Genomic DNA, 19,988 nt, shown 5'->3' with positions numbered 1-19,988 from the left:
CTGTCAGCCCATTATCTTACCCTGCCAGCTCTGTCCGTTCCATGCCAGCTTCAGCCTCAGCTCCTCACCCGGCAGGATGCGCAGGCTCCAAAAAGGGGTATCCGGAACCGTAGCCGCCGCGATCTGGCGAATCACGCCGCCATGCGTGACGACCAGCAAGTCGGGAATTCTTTTGGAATCCCGGCCCCTGGCTTCACCGTTCTCGTCATTCTCAAAGCTGCGGCATAGATCTTGGTGCAATCCCGCCAAAAAATGCTGAATCCGGGACGCGAAGGCTTCCCAGCTCTCTCCGCCCGGCGGAGTAACAGCTGCAGGGTTCTCAATCCAGCGGCGATATAACGGGTTATTCTTCAAATCCTCGTAGGTTTTCCCCTCCCACTCCCCGAAATGAAGCTCGCGCAGCCTGCGGTCATACACCGCTCCCGGAATTGGCAAAACTTCCGTATTCCCGATTAGACCCGGGCTATGGACCTCGTCACCAGTCAGCAAATAGCGAAGGGTCTGCTTGCATCTGAGCAGGTCGCTGCAGTATACGCGTGCCCATTGCAGGCCTTGGAGCCGCCGCGCCAGCGGGGCCAGCTGTTCCAGCTCCGCGGAGATCACGCCCTGATCCTCATGGCCAAGGTATCGCCGCTCCTGATTCCACCGCGTAACGCCGTGCCGGACCAGGTGCAGGACAACCTGCAGCGGACTCGTATCTTTTTCAAGTAGTTGAATATCCCTCTTATCCTCCGTATGGTATGCAAAGTGTGCAGGATGTGCATTTTTCACGTCCTTTGCATCCTTTGCGTCCTTTGCGTCTTTTGCGTCTTTTGCGTCTTTTGCGTCTTTTGCATCAATCGCGTCTATCGCCTCATTCACGTCGTTCGCTTCGTTCAAGGCTTTTGCCTGATCCCCATCGATCGCTTCCAATGCGGCGTTTGCGTCAATTGCCTTATTGCTTTGTATTGCATCCAGTCCTACGTCCTCATCGTTTGCATTCACGATATCCTTCGGCTCCCTCATACCCATGCTCCCCCGCCTGCGGCGATAACGATCGCCAATACGGCGGTGCCGATCACGGTAAAAATCACCGAAGCCGCGAGGAGCAGCCGGGTCGTGATGCGGATGTCCTCCGCATTCAGCGCCCGCTCCGGATCTCCCATATATGCCCGGAACGAAACGATCCCTTGATAAGAATTTTCCCCGCCAAGGCGAATGCCGAGCGCACCGGCCACCGCCGATTCCGGAAATCCGCTGTTTGGGCTCGGGTGTTTCCTTGCATCTCTTCGGACGGTAGCGATGGACTTCTGCCAAGGCAAGGAGAACATCGCGGCCGAGATCGCCACCAGCCCCGCCGTCAGCCGGGCGGGAATCCAGTTGGCGACATCATCCAGCCGGGCCGATGCCCAGCCAAGATGCTCGTATTTCTCATTCTTATACCCGACCATCGAATCAAGCGTGTTCACCGCCCGGTAAGCCATCGCCAAGGGCGCCCCGCCGATGAGGGCATACAGCAGCGGGGAGATGACCGCATCGACGATATTTTCCGCCACCGTCTCCACCGTTCCCCGCACGATTTCCGGCTCATCCAAATGGGCCGTGTCCCTTCCTACGATCATACTGAGCGAACGGCGGGCAGCCGGAAGGTCGCCGGCACGAAGATGGCCGTACACCTCAAGGCCGGCATCGCGCAGTCCTTTTACGGCAATGGTTGTCGCAATGAGCACCGCCTCTGCGCCTGCGGCCAGCCAAGGATGAATAGAGGCACACAGCAGCAGGAGCAGCAGCGTAATCGCATACGCCCCGCCTGCAACAATGAGCGGGAGCAGAATGCCGGCCCGCTTCAATCCTGCCGGCGATTGGGTACGGGTGCGAATCCGCTTCTCCACTGCACGGATCGCTTTACCTATGCCAATGACGGGGTGCGGAAGCCATCTGGGATCACCGATCAGCAGATCGATCACAACGGCCGCCCATAGGATCCAGACCGCTGTCATAACCGCTCTTCTCTTTCTGTTCGAACGCTTTCCGTAACGCTGTTATACACAAGGCGTCCAATCATGCCGCCGAGGTCGGTTGCGGTGCCGGCATAGCGGTGTTCCACCCCGTAGGCTTCATTCCCGCTGACGGCGAGCACGATCGCATCGGTCGTCGTCCCGGTAGCAGCAGCCCCGGTTTCGTGATCCGCAATCCCCAAATCACCGAGCGCTGCCGCTTTCGCTTCCGTAGCGGTCAGGATCGCGTTCACCATGCAGGCAGGCGTCATCCGCCCGTCGATCATCAGCATGATATTGATCGTGCCAGGCTGATAGGCGGCGAAGGTGGTCCGGCTGATGCCTGCCCGCGCGGCATTGCCTGTTCCGGCCGTCGAGCAGCACAGAATGGAAGCCTGGGAGCCGCCCTCCTCCCAGATTGACGCATATTTCAGCCGGACGGCGGTTAATAACCCGGCCGTCGCATCCTCCGGGTATCCGCAGCCGCGAATGAAGCTGTGCATGTCCTTCACGGGATCACTGCAATCGTAGCGCCGGTCCACATACCGGTTAACGATATGATTCAGTCTTGCATAGCCTCCGCCATACACCGCACTGCCCAAGGCATCCGCCGGCTGCGGGAGCGATATGCGGATATGCGGGTGCTCCGGGTAGCCCTCGGATGAAACGATCAGGCCGGGCCATACGGCGGACGAATAACTGCACGGCTCCGTAATGTGCAAAAAAGGTACTGCCACGTCTCTCTCTCCCTGCTCTAAACATTTGAAATGGCTCCCCGGTTAAAGTCACTGCGAAGTGACGGGGAGTTTAAAGATCGTTCATACTTCTCCCTGTGTGCACGATGCATGGTAGGGCATGCTTGGAGGGCTGGTTGTCCATATTCCCCACCCGCTTGGCTCGTTCCTCGCCATCACTGCAGTATTCGAAGGAGACTGGTGAATTCGAGATACAAATCTGTTCTTCGAACCCGATTGTCCCTCAGGTAACGCAAGCTTAGGCTTGCTGCCTCGACACTGTGGAACGTAGGGCGCCGCCATTTACGCCTCCGGCCGAGACGAGCCCTGGAGCACTTCCGCAGCGGTTTGCAGCAGCCTGCTGTTGGATTCCCCATCCTTTACAGCCAGGCGGAAATGGCGTTCTCCCAGTCCGGGATACATGGCGCAGCTGCGAATCAGGACACCGCGCCTGCCCATTGCCGTTTGAAATGCCGCTGCCGTCCAACCGGTCGGCAGCTCTCCCAGCAAATAGTTGACTTCCCCTGGCGTCACGTCCACACCGAGCGCCTGCAGCCCGTCGGTCAGCCTCAAACGCTCGCCATGAATCAGCTCCAGGGTTCGCCGCTCATACTCGCTGCCGCTTCTTAGACAGGCTTCCCCTGCCAACAGGGCCAGTCCGTTGACGCTCCATGTCACTTGCATGGCTGACATGGACTGGATGACGTCCGGATGGCCGACCGCATAACCGAGGCGCAGTCCCGGTATCGCATAGAACTTGGTCATCGATCTTATAATGACGGTCCTTGAATAAGAGGACAGCTCCGGCAGCAGCGTCTGCCTCTCTCCATGCGGAATGAAATCCATGAACGCTTCATCCAGCACGAGCCACGTACCCAGCCGCTGCGCCTCCCCTGCGATTGCCCGGATGTCTTCCAAGCTGTACTGTACGCCGTTCGGGTTGTTCGGCTGACCCAGGAACACCAGGTCACAGCCGGACAACAGCTCCATGATCCGCCGGCTGGACGCGCGCCATGCCCCTTCCTTCTCGCCGCTTACGGAGCGTATGCCCGCTCCGAACTTAAGAGCCAATTCGCGGTATTCCGAGAAACAGGGATCGACAACGCCGACAATCTCAGGCCTTAGTGCCAGCAAGAGCAGAGCCATGCATTCCGCGGCACCGTTTCCGACCAGAATATTTTCGGTCCCGGCTCCCACATGCTCGGCAAGCATCGCCTTGAACCGGCGATGCCCCGGGTCGGGGTAACGAATGACCGCTCCCAGACCATCCCGCAATGCTGCGATAACTTCCACCGGAGGGCCTAATGGATTAATGTTGGCACTGTAGTCGAGAATAGCCTCCGCCCTTTGTCCAAACCTCGCCGCGGCCGTCTCGATATCGCCTCCGTGACCGTATACTTCGATCCAAGACTGCTTGGTTTCCGTCATTTCTCACGCCTCCTGTACTTGCTGCTCGCAATGCCATCATTATGTGGGTACCTTCACCCAAACGTCAATACGGAATGCTTTGTCTTTCGCACTGCAATTGGTTTACAATAAGTGAATAAGAAGCAATTCCAATCTAAATACATGTAACGACGGAGGATGTTATGCTGTTTATCGATAATCAGGGAATCCACGATCCCGCCATCAATCTGGCGATTGAAGAATACGCCTTGAAGCACTTGTCCATGGACGAGAGCTACCTTCTCTTTTACATTAATAAGCCTTCCATCATTATCGGGAAGCATCAGAATACGATTGAGGAAATCAATCAGGAGTACGTCCGCAACAACAACATCCAGGTCGTTCGCCGGCTGTCCGGCGGAGGCGCGGTGTATCATGACCTCGGCAACCTCAATTTCAGCTTTATTACGAAGGATGACGGCCAATCCTTCCACAATTTCCTGAAGTTCACGCAGCCTGTTATCGACTTTTTGCGAAAAATGGGCGTGCCTGCAGAATTAAGCGGCCGCAATGACCTTCAGGTCGGCGAGAAGAAAATATCGGGCAATGCCCAATTCTCCACCCGCGGACGCATGTTCAGCCACGGAACGCTCATGTTCGATTTGAACCTGGATGATGTACAGGCCTCCTTGAACGCAAATCCGGAAAAATTCAAATCCAAGAGCACGAAATCGGTGCGCAGCCGCGTAGCCAACATCAAAGAGCTGCTCGGCACCGACATGACGATCGAGGAGTTCCGCGCAGAGCTGCTGCGTTCCATTTTTGGCATGGAGCCGGATCAGGTGCCGCAGTATGTGCTGCAGGACAAGGATTGGGAGATCATCAACCAAATCTCCAAAGAGCGTTATCAGACTTGGGATTGGAACTACGGCCTGTCGCCGGAGAGCAACGTGAAGCATGCCAAGAAATTTCCGGTCGGCATTATCGATATCCGGATGGATATCCGGGAGGGGCATATCGGAGAAATTAAAATTTACGGGGATTTCTTCGGTGTAGGGGATGTCGCCGATATCGAAAACCTCCTCCGCGGCAAAAAATACGAGGAGCAAACCGTTCGCGCCGCCTTGTCCGGCGTTGACGTCAAGCACTATTTCGGCAACCTCGAAATGGACGATCTGGTAGGACTCATCTTCCTCGAGGAATAGCATCCTCCCCAAGCGGCACAAACAGACCCGCCCTTCAGCGAAAGCGCAATCGCTCGCTGCTGTGGGCGGGTCTTCTCTTTGTCTGTTTTATCCGCATACATCTAATGGACCGAGGTTGTTCCTTAAGGCTTCCTCCGAACGGGATTAGCCCGATGCCATGAACACGTACCACAACAGCACCAGCGTCAGCAGAATGCAAATATTCTCCACCGTGCGGCCCCAGCGGCTCCCCGTGCTCATGATCTTCAGCTTGATTCGCCACTTCAGCGGCGGCAGCGGCCGAATGCCTCGATTCGTCAAGGCATCGGAAAGTAAATGGATGGAATACGATAAGCCCCCGGCAAACCACAGGCTTTCCGCTCCCTCCTTGCCCTGTGAGGCAAAATACAGGAGCGCGCACCAGCCGCAAGCGGCGTAAATCGTGTGCGTGAACCCGCGATGGGTGACAAGCGAGGCCACGATCAGTACGCTGCCTGCAATCAGGTTCCATGGACTGAAGGCTTGTCCGAAGGCGATAAGGCCAAGCCCGATCAGAAACATGACGACATGCCGAAGCGTCCTGCTTGGCAGAAAGGATACAACCCCGATTAATCCGGCCAAGGCGAAATTCCATGGCGCATAGTCGCGGCCATAGAACAATACGAATAGAGCCGCCCCGATCATGGCCAGCTGCAGCAGGCGCAGTATTTCGGCAGGAATGGCCTTGCGAACCAGCAGGGAATTCGGCTCGTCAATATCGGGAAGCAGCGAGCTGACTAAGGCCACCGCGGCGGCGGGCAGCGTCACCTGAACCCCGCTCATGCCCATAACCGATAACGTGACCCCTGTGCTGATAATTAAATGTGCTCTTCCCATCATGATGCAATTCTTCCTTTCTCAGCTCTTCCATGCGTCTTGGAGTCCTATAATAGCGCTGTATACCCGCTTCACAATCACCCGAAAGCGAATATACGTTCGGTTTAATAGTATAGCAAAATCATCCTCTTTTTGTCCAGACCTTCCCATCTGAGGACCCCTTGAAACGGTTGTCCGATTCTTCATTTTGGGATACAATTTGATCACTTGCCTGCACTGCGATGCCAGACCCAGCCAAGAAATGACGTCTGATCCCGAGCACTTGGGGTGCAGCAGCTTTAACGACTAGCCCGCTCCGGTCGCATCCGGGCTTTTCATTATGCTAGATAACATTTACATACGAATTTGAAAGGATGACACCATCGTGAACCGATCTCGCGCTGCCGATCTCAGCCTCCTTCTGGTCGCCATGATGTGGGGATGTACGTTTCTCATCGTTCAGCATGCGGTACGCGTGCTTCCGCCCATGGCTTTCAACAGCGTCCGTTTTCTCGGCGCCGCCTTGCTGCTGGCCATCATCATTACCGTCTTCTATCGGAGCCAATGGAAGGAAATGACCCTTAAAATGCTCCTGCACTCGTGCGTGCTGGGCCTTTTTTTATTCATAGGCTATGCCTTTCAAACCGCGGGATTGCTGTACACAACGACCTCGAACGCGGGGTTCATCACCGGACTATCCGTTGTGCTGGTGCCCTTCCTGTCCTTTGCTCTGCTTCGGCATTCGATTTCCAAGTATACCTGGTTCAGCGCGCTGCTTGCAGCGGCAGGGCTGTACTTGTTGACCTTCTCCGGATCGGGCATGAGCCTGAACCGCGGTGACCTCCTCATCTTTGTATGCGCAATCGGTTTTGCGCTGCATATCGGTTATACGGGGATCTATGCCGGACGCTACCCTGCCCTGCCGCTCGCGGCGCTGCAAATGGCGGTCGTCGGACTGCTTAGCCTCGCCGCTTCTGCCTTGACGGAGCCTGTTTCGGATCCCGCTGCCCTCTTTGAGCAGCTGACCCGGCCCCATGTGCTGTGGGCACTGGCCGTATCGATCGGGCCCACAAGCGCTTTTGCCTTCTGGATCCAGACGGTATGCCAGAAGTATACGACGCCGTCCAGGGTCGCGATCATTTTCGCGACAGAGCCTGTTTTTGCCGCGCTGACCGGAATTTTGTTCGCGGGCGAGCGGCTTACATTCATCGGCGGTATCGGCTGTGTATGCATTTTGGCCGGGATGGTGGTTGCGGAATTGAAATCCGTGCCGCCAAAGGTACAATCAGAGGCCGTTTAGAGGTACAATAGAAGGCAGATACAGATAGAGACCAGAGACCGACCAAAGGAGAGAAGACCATGACAACCTACAAACTGATGGCCATCGATATCGACGACACGCTGATCAATGATGACAAAGAGGTTACGCCCGGGGTCCAGCAAGCACTGGAAGAGGCCGTTTCGAAGGGCGTCGTTGTCACGCTCGCTACGGGGCGTGCCTATGCATCAGCCCAAGCGATAGCCAGACAAACCGGACTTAACGTTCCGATCATTACCTATCAAGGTGCCCTCATCAAAAACCTGCTGGACGAAAAGGTGCTGTACGAGCGCTATTTCCCGATCGATGCCGCCGTTAAGCTCTATGAATACTGCGTGGAGCACAATCTTCATCTGCAGACCTATATCGACGACAAGCTCTATGCCCGTGAGGAAAACCAAAAGCTGATCGACTACTGCGCACTGAACCGGACCCCTTATTATATAGAGCCGGACTTTATGAAGATGGTGAAGCAGCCAACCCCGAAAATGCTTATTATCGATGATCCGGACGTGTTGGACGAGCTCATTCCTATCTTCCGCGAGCTGCTGGGCGAAGACGTGCATATTACGAAATCGAAGCCGCATTTTCTGGAGTTCATGCATAAAGAGGGGACGAAAGGCCATGCGCTTACGTTCCTGGCCAATCATTTCGGCTGCGATCTGAAAGAAACCATCGCGATCGGGGACTCCTGGAATGACCATGAAATGCTCGAAGCGGCAGGACTTGGCGTTGCGATGGGCAATGCCATTGAGCCGCTGAAAGCAATCGCCGATTTTGTGACGAAGAGCAATAACGAGGACGGCGTCAAGCACGTCATTGATACCTTTATCCTCAACCCGAGCTAATGTATATAATGCTGCAACAAGCCTCCGTCTCTGACGGGGGCTTGTTCTATGTTCACGAACCTGTATCAAGCGAATTCCTCTACCCCTCCGACTTCAGCTAACGGTCCCGCTCCGGATCAAATGTATGAATCGGCTTGTGCTCCGCGGACTCGTCCGCCCCCATGAGCCCCACCTCAATGCACAGCTCCATCAATTTCTGAATCCCGATATACTGCCGACGATTCCGCTGATGAATGCCGGCCAGCGCTTGCTTCAGCAGCTTTCTGGCATGGTCGATGCTCTGGTTCTCCACCACCTGGACAATCTCTTTGATTTTATCGAGAAAAAATACGGTCGTTCGCAGCGATCGGATCAGCAGAACTTGACGAACATGCTTCGGCGTATACAGCCGGTATCCGTTCTCGGGATTCCGATCGGGTGTCAGCACCCCCTCCTTCTCCCAATGACGGATGGCTGAGGGTTCCACATGCGTTGCTTCGGCCACCTCACCGATGGTCATGACCGGCTTCAGCTTCTTCTGATTCTCAATGGGCAGCTCCGGATTTTCCAGCATGGCCAGCGTTTCGTCGGCGGTTTTCTTCTCCTGCATAAGCTTGACTTGCTCCGCATTCACGAGCCATAACGCTGCGTCCAGCTCTCCATTTTGTACATGACGAAGCACCTCGTAGGTAACTGCGTATCCGAATCCGGGAAACATGGCCCGAAGGCAGCGGAAATAAGCGAGATGCACTTGCGTATATAAACGGTACCCGTTCGCGCTCCGTTCCGGTGCAGGCACGACGCCCCAGGATTCATAATGTCTTAACGCGCTTGTGCTGATCCCGAGTTCATCGGCAATTTCCTTCGGCTTGTAAAAAGGCATGCGGCTTCCCTCCCTCTTCCGATTGAGAACCTACTGTACCAGAAACACGAGGCTCTTGCAAACCTTAAAATTCAACCTTAAAGCTTCTTGATAAGGTTCCAAAATATAAAAGCACGGAATCGAAAGGGGCACAAGCTACCCATCTTCTCACTTGCATCAATGTTGTATAGTGGTTGGTATACCGTGTATCGATTCGTTCCCTCCGCTGCTTCGATGCCCGATCCTGTCCCGCTCCCTTCGAATCACCTAAACAAGAAATAGCCGCGCACGGACAACATCCGGGCACGGCCATCTGGTTTCGATCCGTATAGGGGTGAAGCCCAACGGATTTGCTGCGCTCCTACCCTTTACTTGTGCAAGCCCACCGTCATGCCCGCCTTCGCCACGCGAACCCCTTCGGGCAGCGGGAGGGCCTTCCGGAGGTCCACGTCATGGGACATATGGGTATAGATCGTCTGGCGCGGCTTTACCTCGGACAGCAGCTCCGCGGCTTCCCTCATGTCATAGACGGAGCGCGTCTCAAAAGGTGCCGTTTCATGCACGAAGCTGGTCCCCAGCACAAGCAGATCGAGGCCGTGCAGGGGTTCCTTTTCCCCGGCGCTCAGGTTGATGGAATCGGAGTTGTATACCCAATGATAATCGCCCTTGCGGAATCGGTACGCGTAACTGAAGCCGTTCTTGCCATGGTTTACTTTCCAGCAGGTTATGGCCCAGCCGCATAGCGTCACTCCATCATCCACAGCGGTCATCTCCATCTGCCGCGGCAGCCACGGGTATTGCCGGACAATCTGCTCCACCACCTCGGCCGGCGCGTATAGCCGCCCTTTCTCCCCAAGCCACCGGCACGCATCGCTCCATTCCGGAAGTCCGCCGATATGGTCGAAATGGGCATGGGTAATCAGCATGTCCCTCACCTTTCGCTTGCCGAGGCGCTCCATCATGAAGCGCCAATCCGGTCCGCAATCGATGATGAATTCCTCTCCGCCGCCCTCCACCAGCACCGAGGAACGAAGCCGGCGATTCATCCCCGTCTCTCGTGCCTCCCTACAGACCTGGCAATCACAATACACCCGAGGGACTCCCATCGCATCCCCCGTGCCTAAAAAAGTAAGCCGATCCTCCATCTGCATCTCCTCCGTTCTAACCGCATCTATCTAACTAGGAGTTCCTGGTTTCTTGGTGAACGCTTGTCCCGCGGATCCCGTTCCCGGGTACGGGTCGCGTCGCTCCAAACCTCCCTTGCCCAAAAGCAAGCGAAAGCAGCCCTTCAAATGAACAAAAAACCGCCCCGGCCCATGCCAAGCGGTCTCCTGTCTTTTATTCTTATCAAGCCTTAGCAATCCATTTAGCAACCTTATGATCTAAGCAAATGAGGGCTTATTATCATCAACGGCTCCGCTGATAACCTTGACATATTTCTTATCTACACCTTCAACCGAAGGGCCGACATACACGCTATTCTTGCTCTGGCGCCTTACCTTTCGATTACGCGATTTCAGCGTACTCAGCATCGGCACCGGTCCCCGAACCACCCAGCTCCCATTGGCGGACTCTTGCGGCTGACTTGATGAAGTTGTTTTTTTCCTCTCATTCCTGCTCATGGCGAATCCCCTCCAACTAAATGCCTGATGGTACGAAGCAGCTCACGGTTCTGTTCCACAATCTCCGCGAGTTCGTCCTCCGAAAGAACGTCATGTCCTGTAAAATGCACCGACAGCACATGATTCTCCCCTAAAGGATAGCAGAACACATACACCTGCGCAACTTCCTCTTCGTGATAAAATGCCCATTTTCCACTATTATAGACATCCATCACATAAATCGACTGGTTGCTCGGGGAACGATTCTCGCCAAACGGGAAAAATCTCCCTCTTCCTACATTACCCCCAATATGCCCGATTCCCTCATCTCCTTTTCGGGCCCAGAAGGCTGCCCCCGTTACCCGGTAATCGCCTTTGCCGGGCGGCAGCAGGGAATTGCGTACGGCTTCACTCAGCGCATGATACTTCTCGGCTTCATCCGTTACATGCACATTCCGGTTATATTCCCAGAAAAAATGCAGCACGCTCTGCTTGCGCCTAAGCTCCAATTCCTTCTGCTCAATCACGTCGTTCGGGCTGATATAAGCTCCTTCCGCTTCGATTGCATGCATAATATGCCCGCATGCGACATCCACCGCCGATTTATAATCGTTGTCGCTTCGCAGCTCGTATTCCAGCAGCGTAATGCCCTGCAGATCGGAGAGCAGATGATATTCCTTAACCGTCACGTCCTGCACGGACTCCTCATCCGGCTCCACGTGATCGGGAATGATGCAGAACACCCTTCGCCTTCCGAGCCTTCCCCAGAACAGGCCCATTTCAAACAGTGTATTGTCGCGGGTTACAAAGACATGCTTGCCTCGAATCAACGCCACATCGTCTGGAGCAAATACGAACACACCAAAGTCACTGGACGCAAGCTGCTTCTCCAAAGCCTCCATCGTATACATGTTCGCCCCGAACGTACCGCCATACCAGGGTGTCACCTGTGCCGTCCGTTTGAGCTGTTCGTGGATCGCTCGGGCATACTTGATGGACTCTCTGGAGGAGCCGATGAATAATTTCGGTTTCGGCATGGACATAGGCAATCCGAGTCTCCCTTTGTTATACATTTTAGTCTTATTCGATCATTATAACAAAGTTGCCTATTTTTGGGTAAAAATAATGGGAGGGTCTGAATCGTTATTGTATATTATGCCCGGGGATCAAATACAGACCCAATGAATACCCATGAACCCATGTCCCGATCTTCGATCGCAAAGAAAAACGGGCGGTTGACGTCCATCTCGATTGGCTCGGAAGGAGGCTCCGCGCTCGCTACAACCCCAACCGAGGTAACGGCAGCGGCTTTCGTCCCGGTTTCGCTGACGTCAACGACCGCTTTATGCTTCACTTCGTCGATGTAGAAGCCGTCTCCTCCTTCGGCCATGGCGGTAAAATCCGCTTCAAGCGGATCGAATGCCTTGACCATGCCGAGCCCTTGCAGCGTTTTCGGCAGCTCAAAGGACTGTTCCGCCTTAAATCGCGGCAGGCTCAGCTTAACCGTTTCGTAGGAGAAGCCTTCCTCCCAGGCTGACGCATCCTCCCACAGCTCCTGATGCAGTGTGGCAAGCGAAGAGGACGCCTTCGGCAGGATGACCAGCATATGCATCTGCCCTTCAGCATACGGGATGCGAATGGCCTGCCAATCCTCCCCTTCCTTATATTCGTATTTACCTTCCCGCTTCATCATCGGAATTTGCTTACTGTTGCCGTTGGCCAAGGTGAACGACTCGTCCACGGTATTCGCCGGATCGAATTCATCCTTCCAGCCCCCGTTGAAATAGATCGCATTGATCAATACAGCAACGCCGCCTGGAGGCTCGCTAAAGATGGAGGGGATCATCCCTTCCGTCTTCTTGTTCACCCAGTCGTTGATCTGGTTCATAGCCTTGTCTTCCCCTAAATGGGTCCCTTTGGCCACTGCCCCATAGCTGTCTTGAAGCGTGTTCAGATAGTCCTTCTTCATAGCCACTCCCTGCTGATACCAGACGGAATTGGCCACATTCAGGACTACGCCGTTTCCGCGCTCCAGAAGCGTTGATAGGTGGTGGTTCCCTTCATTGACGTCTGCCAGGGGCTGGTCCTTCCAGCCGAGCATGGCGGACATCTCGGCCGCCGTATCCCCTGCAGCGCCGTTGTATGCCAGCGCAAGCGCTTGGGTAATGCTGTAAGGCGATAGAATCAAGTTCTCTTGTTCCAGCTCCGTTGCGAGCGATTGATGCAGCCGCAGCGCAAAATCACGCCAGGCTTGCGTCATGTCTTGATCGACCTTGGCCAATACGTTTTTCCGTTCCGCTTCCGACAACACCTTGATTTTTTTCTGCTGCTCCTCCTTTTTCCCGCCAGCGGTTTGAATCTTGTCCCCCTGACCGCAGGCAGTAAGCCATATGAGCAAGCAAGCACAGGCAATAACCGTCCATTTCCGCATGGTAAACGCCCCTTTTTATGGATAGTTCGCTACTAACCTATAGAGACGCTTTAATGTATCCTAATGTTGCATACAATGGTGCCATTATCCATTTGCATTGGTAATTCCCCCCAGGCGGAGGTACAATGGATGTGCAATCAAGCACCGGTTTGCGGTCTTTTCAAAAAAGCGGAGGAATGATCTACATATGCAAAATATCGTGATTCAAGGCAAGCTAGTAACGCTTCGAACCCGTCGTCCGGAGGATACGCCTGTTCTCTACGAGCTTATATACGGTACCGACAACCCGATGTGGAAACAATACGACGCCCCCTACTTTCCCTTAAAGCATGTCTCCTATGAGGTATTTGAAACACAGTGGAGCTCCGATTTCGAATCCGGTCGTTTTCCCAGTGATCTGCTCATTGAAGTCCAAGGTCAAACGATTGGGCTCGTGACCTTCTACTGGGAGCATGAGCCCTCGAAGTGGCTGGAAGCGGGCATTACCATTTATGACCCGCAGCATTGGAGCGGAGGCTATGGAACCGAGGCGCTGTCCCTGTGGGTGGATTGCCTGTTTCGTCATCTCGATATCGCCCGGGTCGGCATTACGACCTGGTCCGGAAATCCACGGATGATGCGCTGTGCAGAGAAGATCGGGATGCGCCTGGAAGGACGCATGAGAAAATGCAGATATTATAATGGGGTTTACTATGATTCCATTCGCATGGGCGTACTGAGGGAAGAGTGGGAGGAACGCAAAGCTTCAAGCAACCCGAGCTGCATCGGCCACTCTGTCAAATAACATGCTGCGTGCATTCAAAGCGCGGACACACCGAAAACGAGCCGGTCGGGGATCTCCCCCGCCGGCTCGTTCCGTATGCGGCATCCTGGTTATAAGAGGTTACAAGCCGGCCAGCACCTGATACCAGACGCCGCGCTTGGAATACAGCGTCTCGCGGACGGTATCCCAGCCCCCCAAATATTCGATATCGAACAGCCCCGGCGGGTTCGGGAAGCGGTCCTTCGTCTCGGCGTAAACCGTTTCCTCTACCGGGCGGAAGCCATGCTTGACGAAGATGCGCTGCGCATCCGGTGAATACAAGTATTGAACGAAGGCTTCAGCCACATCGGATGTCCCGTGCTCCTCGGCATACTTCTCGACCACAACGGCTGGATTCTCGATCAGCATCGTGTGTTCCGGCACCACGATATCATAAGGCACCCCTTGCGCGATGCGTGCCAACAGTTCGTTCTCATACGTGACAATGACATCGCCGACCCCGTACTCAAAGGCAGCCATGGACGCCCTGCCGCTCTTGTCGAGCGACTCCACGTTCCGATGCACCGCTTCAAGAAACGCCTTCGCTGCCGCAGGATCCCGTTGTCCCTTCGCTTCCGACTGCTTCAGCCCTGCGCCGTAAATGGCGTTGATATCCCACTGGGCGCCTCCCGACGTCTTCGGGTTCGGATACAGAACCTTCACGCCCGGTTTCGTGAGGTCGTCAAAATCCCGAATCCCTTTCGGGTTTCCTTCCCTTGTGCCCAGCACGACGATCGAGCGCGTCACCATGCCGCCATAAGCTTGATTCTTCCACTCCTTCGACACCAGGCCCGACCTGACCAGCTTGTCGACGTCCCCCTCCATGGCGAGCAGTGTCACATCCGCTTCGAAACCGCCTGTAATCGCGCGTGCCTGGGTTCCGGATGCCTCGTACGATTCCTGAAAACGGATCGTCTCGCCCGTCTGCTCCTTCCACTTCTCCTGGAAGGCCGGAATAATCTCGTGCATGGCGTCCCGGGCGACACTGTATGCGCCAAGGACAAGCGTCCTTTCGCCAGGCCGGACGGTTACCTCTTGGGATGGCTCCTTCTCAGCGCATCCGGCGATCAGGAAGCCGAAGAGAAGCGCCATGCCGATCAGCAGGAACTTGACAGGGTGATTTCTCAAGATTCGCATGATACCACTTCCCTCCGTATAGTTAGAACGGTCAGATCATGATCGGCATCGGATCGACCTTTAGTCGATTCTCTTCAATCCAGCTGTGCTCCTCATTGAACAGATAAGCCCGATGTACGAGCACCCGGACTTGCTGCCCCGGATGCAGCGTCTCCTTCTCCAAGGAACGATACGTGATTAATTTATGGCCCTTAACCTCGACCTCAACAAGCCATTCGCTTCCGCGGAAATGCAGATGGCGAACGATCCCGGTCTCCGTTGCGGACAGCACCGGGAAATCATGCTCGCTGCCGAGCTCGATATATTCCGGCCGAATGAGCGCGCGCGTAGCGTGCTTGTTCACGGCCGCTTCGAAGCCCTTCAGCTCGCCGGCGCTGGCAATGACGGTGGACTCGCCGATAAAGGACGCAACAAACGGCGTCTTCGGCTCCTTATAAATATCCCAAGGCGTTCCCTTCTGCTCGACCCGCCCCTGATTAATGATCATGATTTCATCCGCAACCTCGATGGCCTCATCCTGGTCATGGGTAACGAAAATGGACGTAATGCCCACCCGCTCGATCAGCTCCCGCAGCCAGGAGCGGAGCTCCTGGCGAATCTTCGCATCGATCGCCGCGAACGGCTCATCCAGGAGCAGCAGCTGCGGCTCCGGAGCTAGTGCCCTTGCGAAGGCGACGCGCTGGCGCTGGCCGCCTGACAATTGATGCGGGTATCTGTGCTCGAATCCTTTGAGCCCGGTGAGCTCCACCAGTTCCGTCACCTTGTCTTTGATTCTTGCTTTCGGCTCTTTCTTAATCTTCAAGCCGAATGCGATGTTGTCATATACGGTCATATGCTTGAACAATGCATAATTTTGAAAAACGAATCCAATCCCCCGCTCCTGAGGCGGCAGGTCGTTGACCACCTGGCCGTGAAAGGAAATCTGGCCCGAGTCCGGGGTCTCAAGCCCTGCCAGCATGCGCAGAATCGAGGTTTTGCCGCCGCCGCTCGGACCGAGAAGCCCGATCAGATGCCCCTTCTCGATTTCGAAGCTGACATCCTTTACCGCGTGAAACGTACCGAAATGCTTATTCAGATCGCGAACTTCAACATGCATGTCAATGCACTTCCTTTCTTTTCTTGGCCCACTCCATCATCAGCAGCAGCGCCACGGAAAAAGCCGCTAGCACGAGAGCCACTCCGTTGGCGGCAGCCACGTTAAAATTCTCGACATCCTGATAAACAAGCGTTGTCGCCGTTTGCGTCTTGTTCATGATATTGCCCGACACCACCAGCACAGCACCGAATTCGCCGAGGGAACGGGCGACCGTAAGCACGAGGCCGTATACGACAGCCCAGCGAATGGAGGGCCAGGTCACCTTGCGGAACGTGGTCCAGCTATAAGCTCCCAGCGTAGCGGCAGCCTGCTCCTGATCATGTCCGATCTCCTGCAGCACCGGCATTACCTCGCGCACCATCAGCGGAAACGTCACAAAAAGGGTGGCAATGACCATGCCCGGGAAGGCATAAACTACCTTAAAGCCGATTCCTTCAAAAAATCCGCCGATGATGCTGTCGGGACCCAGCAGCAATACAATCATAAGGCCGCCGATGACCGGGGAAACGGCGTAGGGAAGATCGACGATGCTGTTCAGGATGCTTTTGATTTTATGGCTCAGCCAATTCGCCCTGACCAAATAGAGCGCCATCATAATGCCGAACAAAGCATTAAGTATAGTAACAACGATTACGATAAGTCCTGTCATCATCAAGGCATGCAGCGCCTCCGGGCGAAAGAGCCCCTCGGCAAATCCATCAAGCCCGTTCTCAAATGCCCCAATGGCGATGCGGGACAATGGAATGATGAGGAGAAATATAAATACGGCATAGGTTAATCCGATCCACAGCCTTCTCACATCCGTCTCCCCCTCTGCTGAACCGTATTGATGATCCATAAGATGAGGAACGACAGCGTAAGGAGCATAACGGATACGGCTGCGGCCCCTGCCGGGTTGTCACTCTCGATTTCTCCGAAAATGAATACGGAGGCAATCAAGGTTCGTCCAGGGATATTTCCGGCTACCAATACGACTGCGCCGAACTCGGCAAGCGCTCTGGAAAATGCCAGCATCCCTCCGCTGATGATGCCGGGCAGCATAGAAGGCAGAATGACCTTGAAAAATGTCGTTGTCTTGGATGCTCCCAGCGTATAGGCCGCCTCTTCCTCAAGCGGATCCAGCTCCTCCAGCAGCGGCTGAACCGCCCGAATGACGAACGGAAACGTGACGAACAGCATGGCAATCACGATGGCCGGCTGATGAAACACGATCTCGAAACCCAGCTTCTCCGCTGCCTCGCCGATCAGACTTCCAGGTCCCAGTAAGAGCAATATCATAAGCCCTCCGACCGCGGTAGGAAGGGCAAAGGGCAAATCCACCAGACTATTGAGCAGCGTTCTTCCCGGAAAGCGGTATTTTGTCAGCACCCAGGCGATCATCGTTCCGATAAGCACGTTGATCAAGGTAGAGATCAAGCCAAGCTTGATCGTTAGAAGCACGGCCTTCCAGGCGATCGGCTCCACGATGCTCTCGGCGAAATGGCTCCAACCGGCAGAAAAAGACTGTACATATACGCCAAAAATCGGCAGCACGATCAGGGCAAAAAAATAAAGCAGTACCGTGCTCCGAAATCCCCAAGTCCATCCCTTATGGCGTATCCATGTTGTCACAATGCACCCCTCCCGCCTCCGGAACTTACTTCCGGTCGACTCGTACACAGAATTCATCTTTATATTTCCTATTTGTATACTTGGTTTTTTGCTTAAACATACTTTACCAAATGCGGAATCCGATCGTCAATCCATCTTTTGCAGTTTATAGGGTACAATAATAATAAATATGGAAAAAGTTGAGGAGGTTTTCATTTTGCTTTTTACAGGGGAATTACGTACGCAGGGACGGGACGAGTTGAGGGATATTACCCGGGAGGTTGCTTCCTTCGTGAAGCAAAGCGGGGTTCAGCAAGGGACAGCGCTGATCTACTGCCCTCATACGACGGCAGGCATTGCCATTAATGAGAATGCCGATCCGGACGTGAGACGGGATGTGCTGATGTCGCTGGATGAGGTGTATCCGTGGGAGCACCCCAAATACCGTCATGCCGAAGGGAATACGGCTTCCCATCTGAAATCCATCACATGCGGCCCTTCCCAGACCGTCATTATTCATAACGGACATCTGCTGCTCGGACGGTGGCAGGGCATTTATTTCTGCGAATTTGACGGACCGCGGCAGCGGCAGTACCATGTGAAGATCATGGAAGGCTAATCAAGCTTTCGGAGTATGCCATCAGAAAAAAGACAGGCATCATGCTAGAGCGTGATGTCTGTCTTGATGTTAACATCAGGTGATTGACGTTTCAACGCAACATCGTTGTAATACATTGAAGCATCAAGCGAAAACGGTACGGCAAAAACGGGGACTAGACCCGGCTGTACAAGCTTCGGCATAGTACCTTGATATGGGTGAGTGCGGCGGGTTTGATCTCTTCAAAACCGATCCGGTCCTGAATGTAATACGATATAAAGCCATGCAGCGACAAAAATAAAGTCAGCGGAACGGTGCGCCGCTCCTCCTCGCTATAGTTCTCCTCAAGCAAATATTGACGGACAAGCGTAGCGAACATTTCAAAACAACGCCCCTGCTCAGAGCGACAGTAGGACAGCAGCTCCTCGTCCCGGATCATGAACATGATCTCGTATTGGTACGGATTGTCCAGACCAAAACGGACGAACTCCAGCATCAGCTGCTCCAGCTTCGAAACTCCGTCACAGGGAGGCTTTCCCGACACTTCCAACAGCAAATCATTCAGATCATTGAAATCCTTCACGACAATGGCGTAGAATAGCTCCGCCTTTTCCTTAAAATGATAGTACAAGGAGCCGTGGCTATAACCCAGATGCTGCCCGATGCTGCGCATCGAAATGGCCCTGTAGCCCTTTGTTATAAACAAATGCCTGGCTGCTTCCAATATCCGCTCCCTGGACAACTCGCGTTCAACTGCTCTTCTTGCCATATTATTTTATTCCCCTTCAATAAAATAAAGCCGCTCTCCCTCCGTGATCAAGGACTGCCCCTGCGTCAAATCAACCATCCAGGCGATAAAGCTCTCGGCCTCGCCGTCCAGCGGCAAGCAGGTCAATGTCACTGTATCGGCAAAGCCCGTCTCTCCCATGCGGACACCGCGGTTGCGGAGCTCGTTCTCTACCTTGCCAAGCCAAGTATAATCCAGTTCCACGAAAACCTCCCGGTGGAGTACTCTCGTAATCGGATCCCCCGACTCAATGGCGGCAACCGCTCCGTCCGTATAAGCCCGAATAAGTCCGCCCGCACCCAGCATGATGCCGCCGAAATACCGTGTGACGACGATCGCTATATTTTTCCGCCCCTGGCTGCGGATCACTTCCAGAATCGGCTTGCCGGCCGTACCGCTCGGTTCCCCGTCATCGGACTGCTTCTGGATTTCGTCCCGCTCGCCGATCATGTAGGCAGAGCAGTTATGCGTCGCGTTCCAATGCTTCTTCTTGATGTCTTCAATAAATGCGATGGCTTCCTCCTCGGTCGCAACCGGCATCACATGACCGATGAATCGGGATTTCTTGATGACGATTTCCTTGGAGCCTGCCTGACGCACCGTCTTGTAACGATCCAACATGAATGAATAACCACCCCTTACTATCGGGCTCTCTTCCCCGAAGCGGCATAACAATCAATGCCCGCATATGGATGCAAACTTCAGCGGGTGAACCCGAGAACGAACAAATTACCAAGAAAGCAGTTCCCGGCACAAAAAATATGCCGGCGAACTGCTTTCTTCAGCGTCTTGCGTTAAAATTCC

At 54.5% G+C, this 19,988-nt stretch carries 21 protein-coding genes; 5 read left to right on the top strand and 16 right to left on the bottom strand.

What is annotated here, in order from left to right; all coding sequences use genetic code 11:
- Positions 1-3: 3 nt before the first annotated feature.
- The 4 genes from NSQ46_RS06175 to cobD form a co-directional block, all read right to left on the bottom strand.
- Positions 4-1,005, bottom strand: coding sequence for a histidine phosphatase family protein (locus NSQ46_RS06175; protein ID WP_210094446.1), 1,002 nt, complete (start codon positions 1,003-1,005; stop codon positions 4-6).
- Positions 1,002-1,979 (bottom strand): adenosylcobinamide-phosphate synthase CbiB, encoded by a 978-nt coding sequence (cbiB, locus tag NSQ46_RS06170; RefSeq protein ID WP_028403729.1) that lies wholly within the window; start codon positions 1,977-1,979, stop codon positions 1,002-1,004. The genes NSQ46_RS06175 and cbiB overlap by 4 nt, the downstream gene beginning before the upstream one ends.
- A complete protein-coding gene (locus NSQ46_RS06165; RefSeq protein WP_028403728.1) occupies positions 1,976-2,713 on the bottom strand; it encodes an adenosylcobinamide amidohydrolase in 738 nt (245 codons plus the stop codon). Before NSQ46_RS06165 ends, cbiB begins: the two co-directional genes overlap by 4 nt.
- A gap of 300 nt (positions 2,714-3,013) precedes the next feature.
- Positions 3,014-4,138 (bottom strand): threonine-phosphate decarboxylase CobD, encoded by a 1,125-nt coding sequence (gene cobD, locus NSQ46_RS06160; protein WP_028403727.1) that lies wholly within the window; start codon positions 4,136-4,138, stop codon positions 3,014-3,016.
- 161 nt (positions 4,139-4,299) lie between these two features.
- Between cobD and NSQ46_RS06155 the strand changes: the two genes are divergently transcribed.
- The gene (locus NSQ46_RS06155) at positions 4,300-5,301 is read left to right on the top strand and encodes a lipoate--protein ligase (RefSeq protein WP_028403726.1); all 1,002 of its coding nucleotides are present in this window, start codon (positions 4,300-4,302) and stop codon (positions 5,299-5,301) included.
- 144 nt (positions 5,302-5,445) lie between these two features.
- Here NSQ46_RS06155 and NSQ46_RS06150 read toward each other — a convergent pair whose 3' ends face one another.
- A complete protein-coding gene (locus tag NSQ46_RS06150; protein WP_028403725.1) occupies positions 5,446-6,159 on the bottom strand; it encodes a metal-dependent hydrolase in 714 nt (237 codons plus the stop codon).
- Between the two features lie 361 nt (positions 6,160-6,520).
- On the opposite strand from NSQ46_RS06150, the gene NSQ46_RS06145 reads away from it, so the two are divergent.
- A complete protein-coding gene (locus NSQ46_RS06145; RefSeq protein ID WP_028403724.1) occupies positions 6,521-7,435 on the top strand; it encodes a DMT family transporter in 915 nt (304 codons plus the stop codon).
- A gap of 59 nt (positions 7,436-7,494) precedes the next feature.
- Positions 7,495-8,301 (top strand): Cof-type HAD-IIB family hydrolase, encoded by an 807-nt coding sequence (locus tag NSQ46_RS06140; RefSeq protein WP_007127195.1) that lies wholly within the window; start codon positions 7,495-7,497, stop codon positions 8,299-8,301.
- Between the two features lie 97 nt (positions 8,302-8,398).
- Here NSQ46_RS06140 and NSQ46_RS06135 read toward each other — a convergent pair whose 3' ends face one another.
- The 5 genes from NSQ46_RS06135 to NSQ46_RS06115 form a co-directional block, all read right to left on the bottom strand.
- The gene (locus NSQ46_RS06135; RefSeq protein ID WP_007127194.1) at positions 8,399-9,163 is read right to left on the bottom strand and encodes a MerR family transcriptional regulator; all 765 of its coding nucleotides are present in this window, start codon (positions 9,161-9,163) and stop codon (positions 8,399-8,401) included.
- 347 nt (positions 9,164-9,510) lie between these two features.
- A complete protein-coding gene (locus NSQ46_RS06130) occupies positions 9,511-10,293 on the bottom strand; it encodes an MBL fold metallo-hydrolase (RefSeq protein WP_100085144.1) in 783 nt (260 codons plus the stop codon).
- A gap of 231 nt (positions 10,294-10,524) precedes the next feature.
- Positions 10,525-10,764 (bottom strand): hypothetical protein, encoded by a 240-nt coding sequence (locus NSQ46_RS06125; RefSeq protein ID WP_007127192.1) that lies wholly within the window; start codon positions 10,762-10,764, stop codon positions 10,525-10,527.
- On the bottom strand, positions 10,761-11,786 hold the full coding sequence (locus tag NSQ46_RS06120; protein ID WP_028403723.1) for a nucleotide-binding protein: 1,026 nt from the start codon (positions 11,784-11,786) through the stop codon (positions 10,761-10,763). Before NSQ46_RS06120 ends, NSQ46_RS06125 begins: the two co-directional genes overlap by 4 nt.
- Before the next feature lie 110 nt (positions 11,787-11,896).
- Positions 11,897-13,174 (bottom strand): serpin family protein, encoded by a 1,278-nt coding sequence (locus NSQ46_RS06115; protein ID WP_342576483.1) that lies wholly within the window; start codon positions 13,172-13,174, stop codon positions 11,897-11,899.
- Between the two features lie 187 nt (positions 13,175-13,361).
- Between NSQ46_RS06115 and NSQ46_RS06110 the strand changes: the two genes are divergently transcribed.
- Positions 13,362-13,958: a GNAT family protein gene (locus tag NSQ46_RS06110; RefSeq protein ID WP_007127189.1), complete on the top strand. Its 597-nt coding sequence runs from the start codon at positions 13,362-13,364 to the stop codon at positions 13,956-13,958.
- A 99-nt stretch (positions 13,959-14,057) separates the two neighbouring features.
- Here the strand turns inward: NSQ46_RS06110 and NSQ46_RS06105 are convergent, their stop codons facing one another.
- From NSQ46_RS06105 to cysT, 4 genes are read right to left on the bottom strand one after another with little or no spacing between them, the layout of a single operon-like run.
- The gene (locus NSQ46_RS06105) at positions 14,058-15,113 is read right to left on the bottom strand and encodes a sulfate ABC transporter substrate-binding protein (protein WP_342576482.1); all 1,056 of its coding nucleotides are present in this window, start codon (positions 15,111-15,113) and stop codon (positions 14,058-14,060) included.
- 31 nt (positions 15,114-15,144) lie between these two features.
- Positions 15,145-16,209: an ABC transporter ATP-binding protein gene (locus NSQ46_RS06100; protein ID WP_028403719.1), complete on the bottom strand. Its 1,065-nt coding sequence runs from the start codon at positions 16,207-16,209 to the stop codon at positions 15,145-15,147.
- Position 16,210: 1 nt separating this feature from the next.
- Entirely contained in the window at positions 16,211-17,008 is a 798-nt protein-coding gene (locus NSQ46_RS06095; protein ID WP_007127186.1) for a sulfate ABC transporter permease subunit, read from the bottom strand.
- Positions 17,005-17,820, bottom strand: coding sequence for a sulfate ABC transporter permease subunit CysT (gene cysT / locus NSQ46_RS06090; protein WP_040737777.1), 816 nt, complete (start codon positions 17,818-17,820; stop codon positions 17,005-17,007). The genes NSQ46_RS06095 and cysT overlap by 4 nt, the downstream gene beginning before the upstream one ends.
- Before the next feature lie 196 nt (positions 17,821-18,016).
- On the opposite strand from cysT, the gene NSQ46_RS06085 reads away from it, so the two are divergent.
- Positions 18,017-18,418 (top strand): secondary thiamine-phosphate synthase enzyme YjbQ, encoded by a 402-nt coding sequence (locus tag NSQ46_RS06085; protein WP_028403717.1) that lies wholly within the window; start codon positions 18,017-18,019, stop codon positions 18,416-18,418.
- Between the two features lie 154 nt (positions 18,419-18,572).
- Here the strand turns inward: NSQ46_RS06085 and NSQ46_RS06080 are convergent, their stop codons facing one another.
- Both NSQ46_RS06080 and NSQ46_RS06075 read right to left on the bottom strand, forming a co-directional pair.
- Complete coding sequence (locus NSQ46_RS06080) at positions 18,573-19,166, bottom strand: TetR/AcrR family transcriptional regulator (RefSeq protein WP_007127183.1); 594 nt, start codon at positions 19,164-19,166, stop codon at positions 18,573-18,575.
- A gap of 6 nt (positions 19,167-19,172) precedes the next feature.
- Positions 19,173-19,805, bottom strand: coding sequence for a YigZ family protein (locus NSQ46_RS06075; RefSeq protein ID WP_007127182.1), 633 nt, complete (start codon positions 19,803-19,805; stop codon positions 19,173-19,175).
- Between the last annotated feature and the right edge of the window lie 183 nt (positions 19,806-19,988).

The organism is Paenibacillus sp. FSL M8-0142, assembly GCF_038597315.1.
GTDB lineage: Bacteria > Bacillota > Bacilli > Paenibacillales > Paenibacillaceae > Paenibacillus_AQ > Paenibacillus_AQ lactis.
This window is presented reverse-complemented; position numbering and strand designations above follow the sequence as displayed.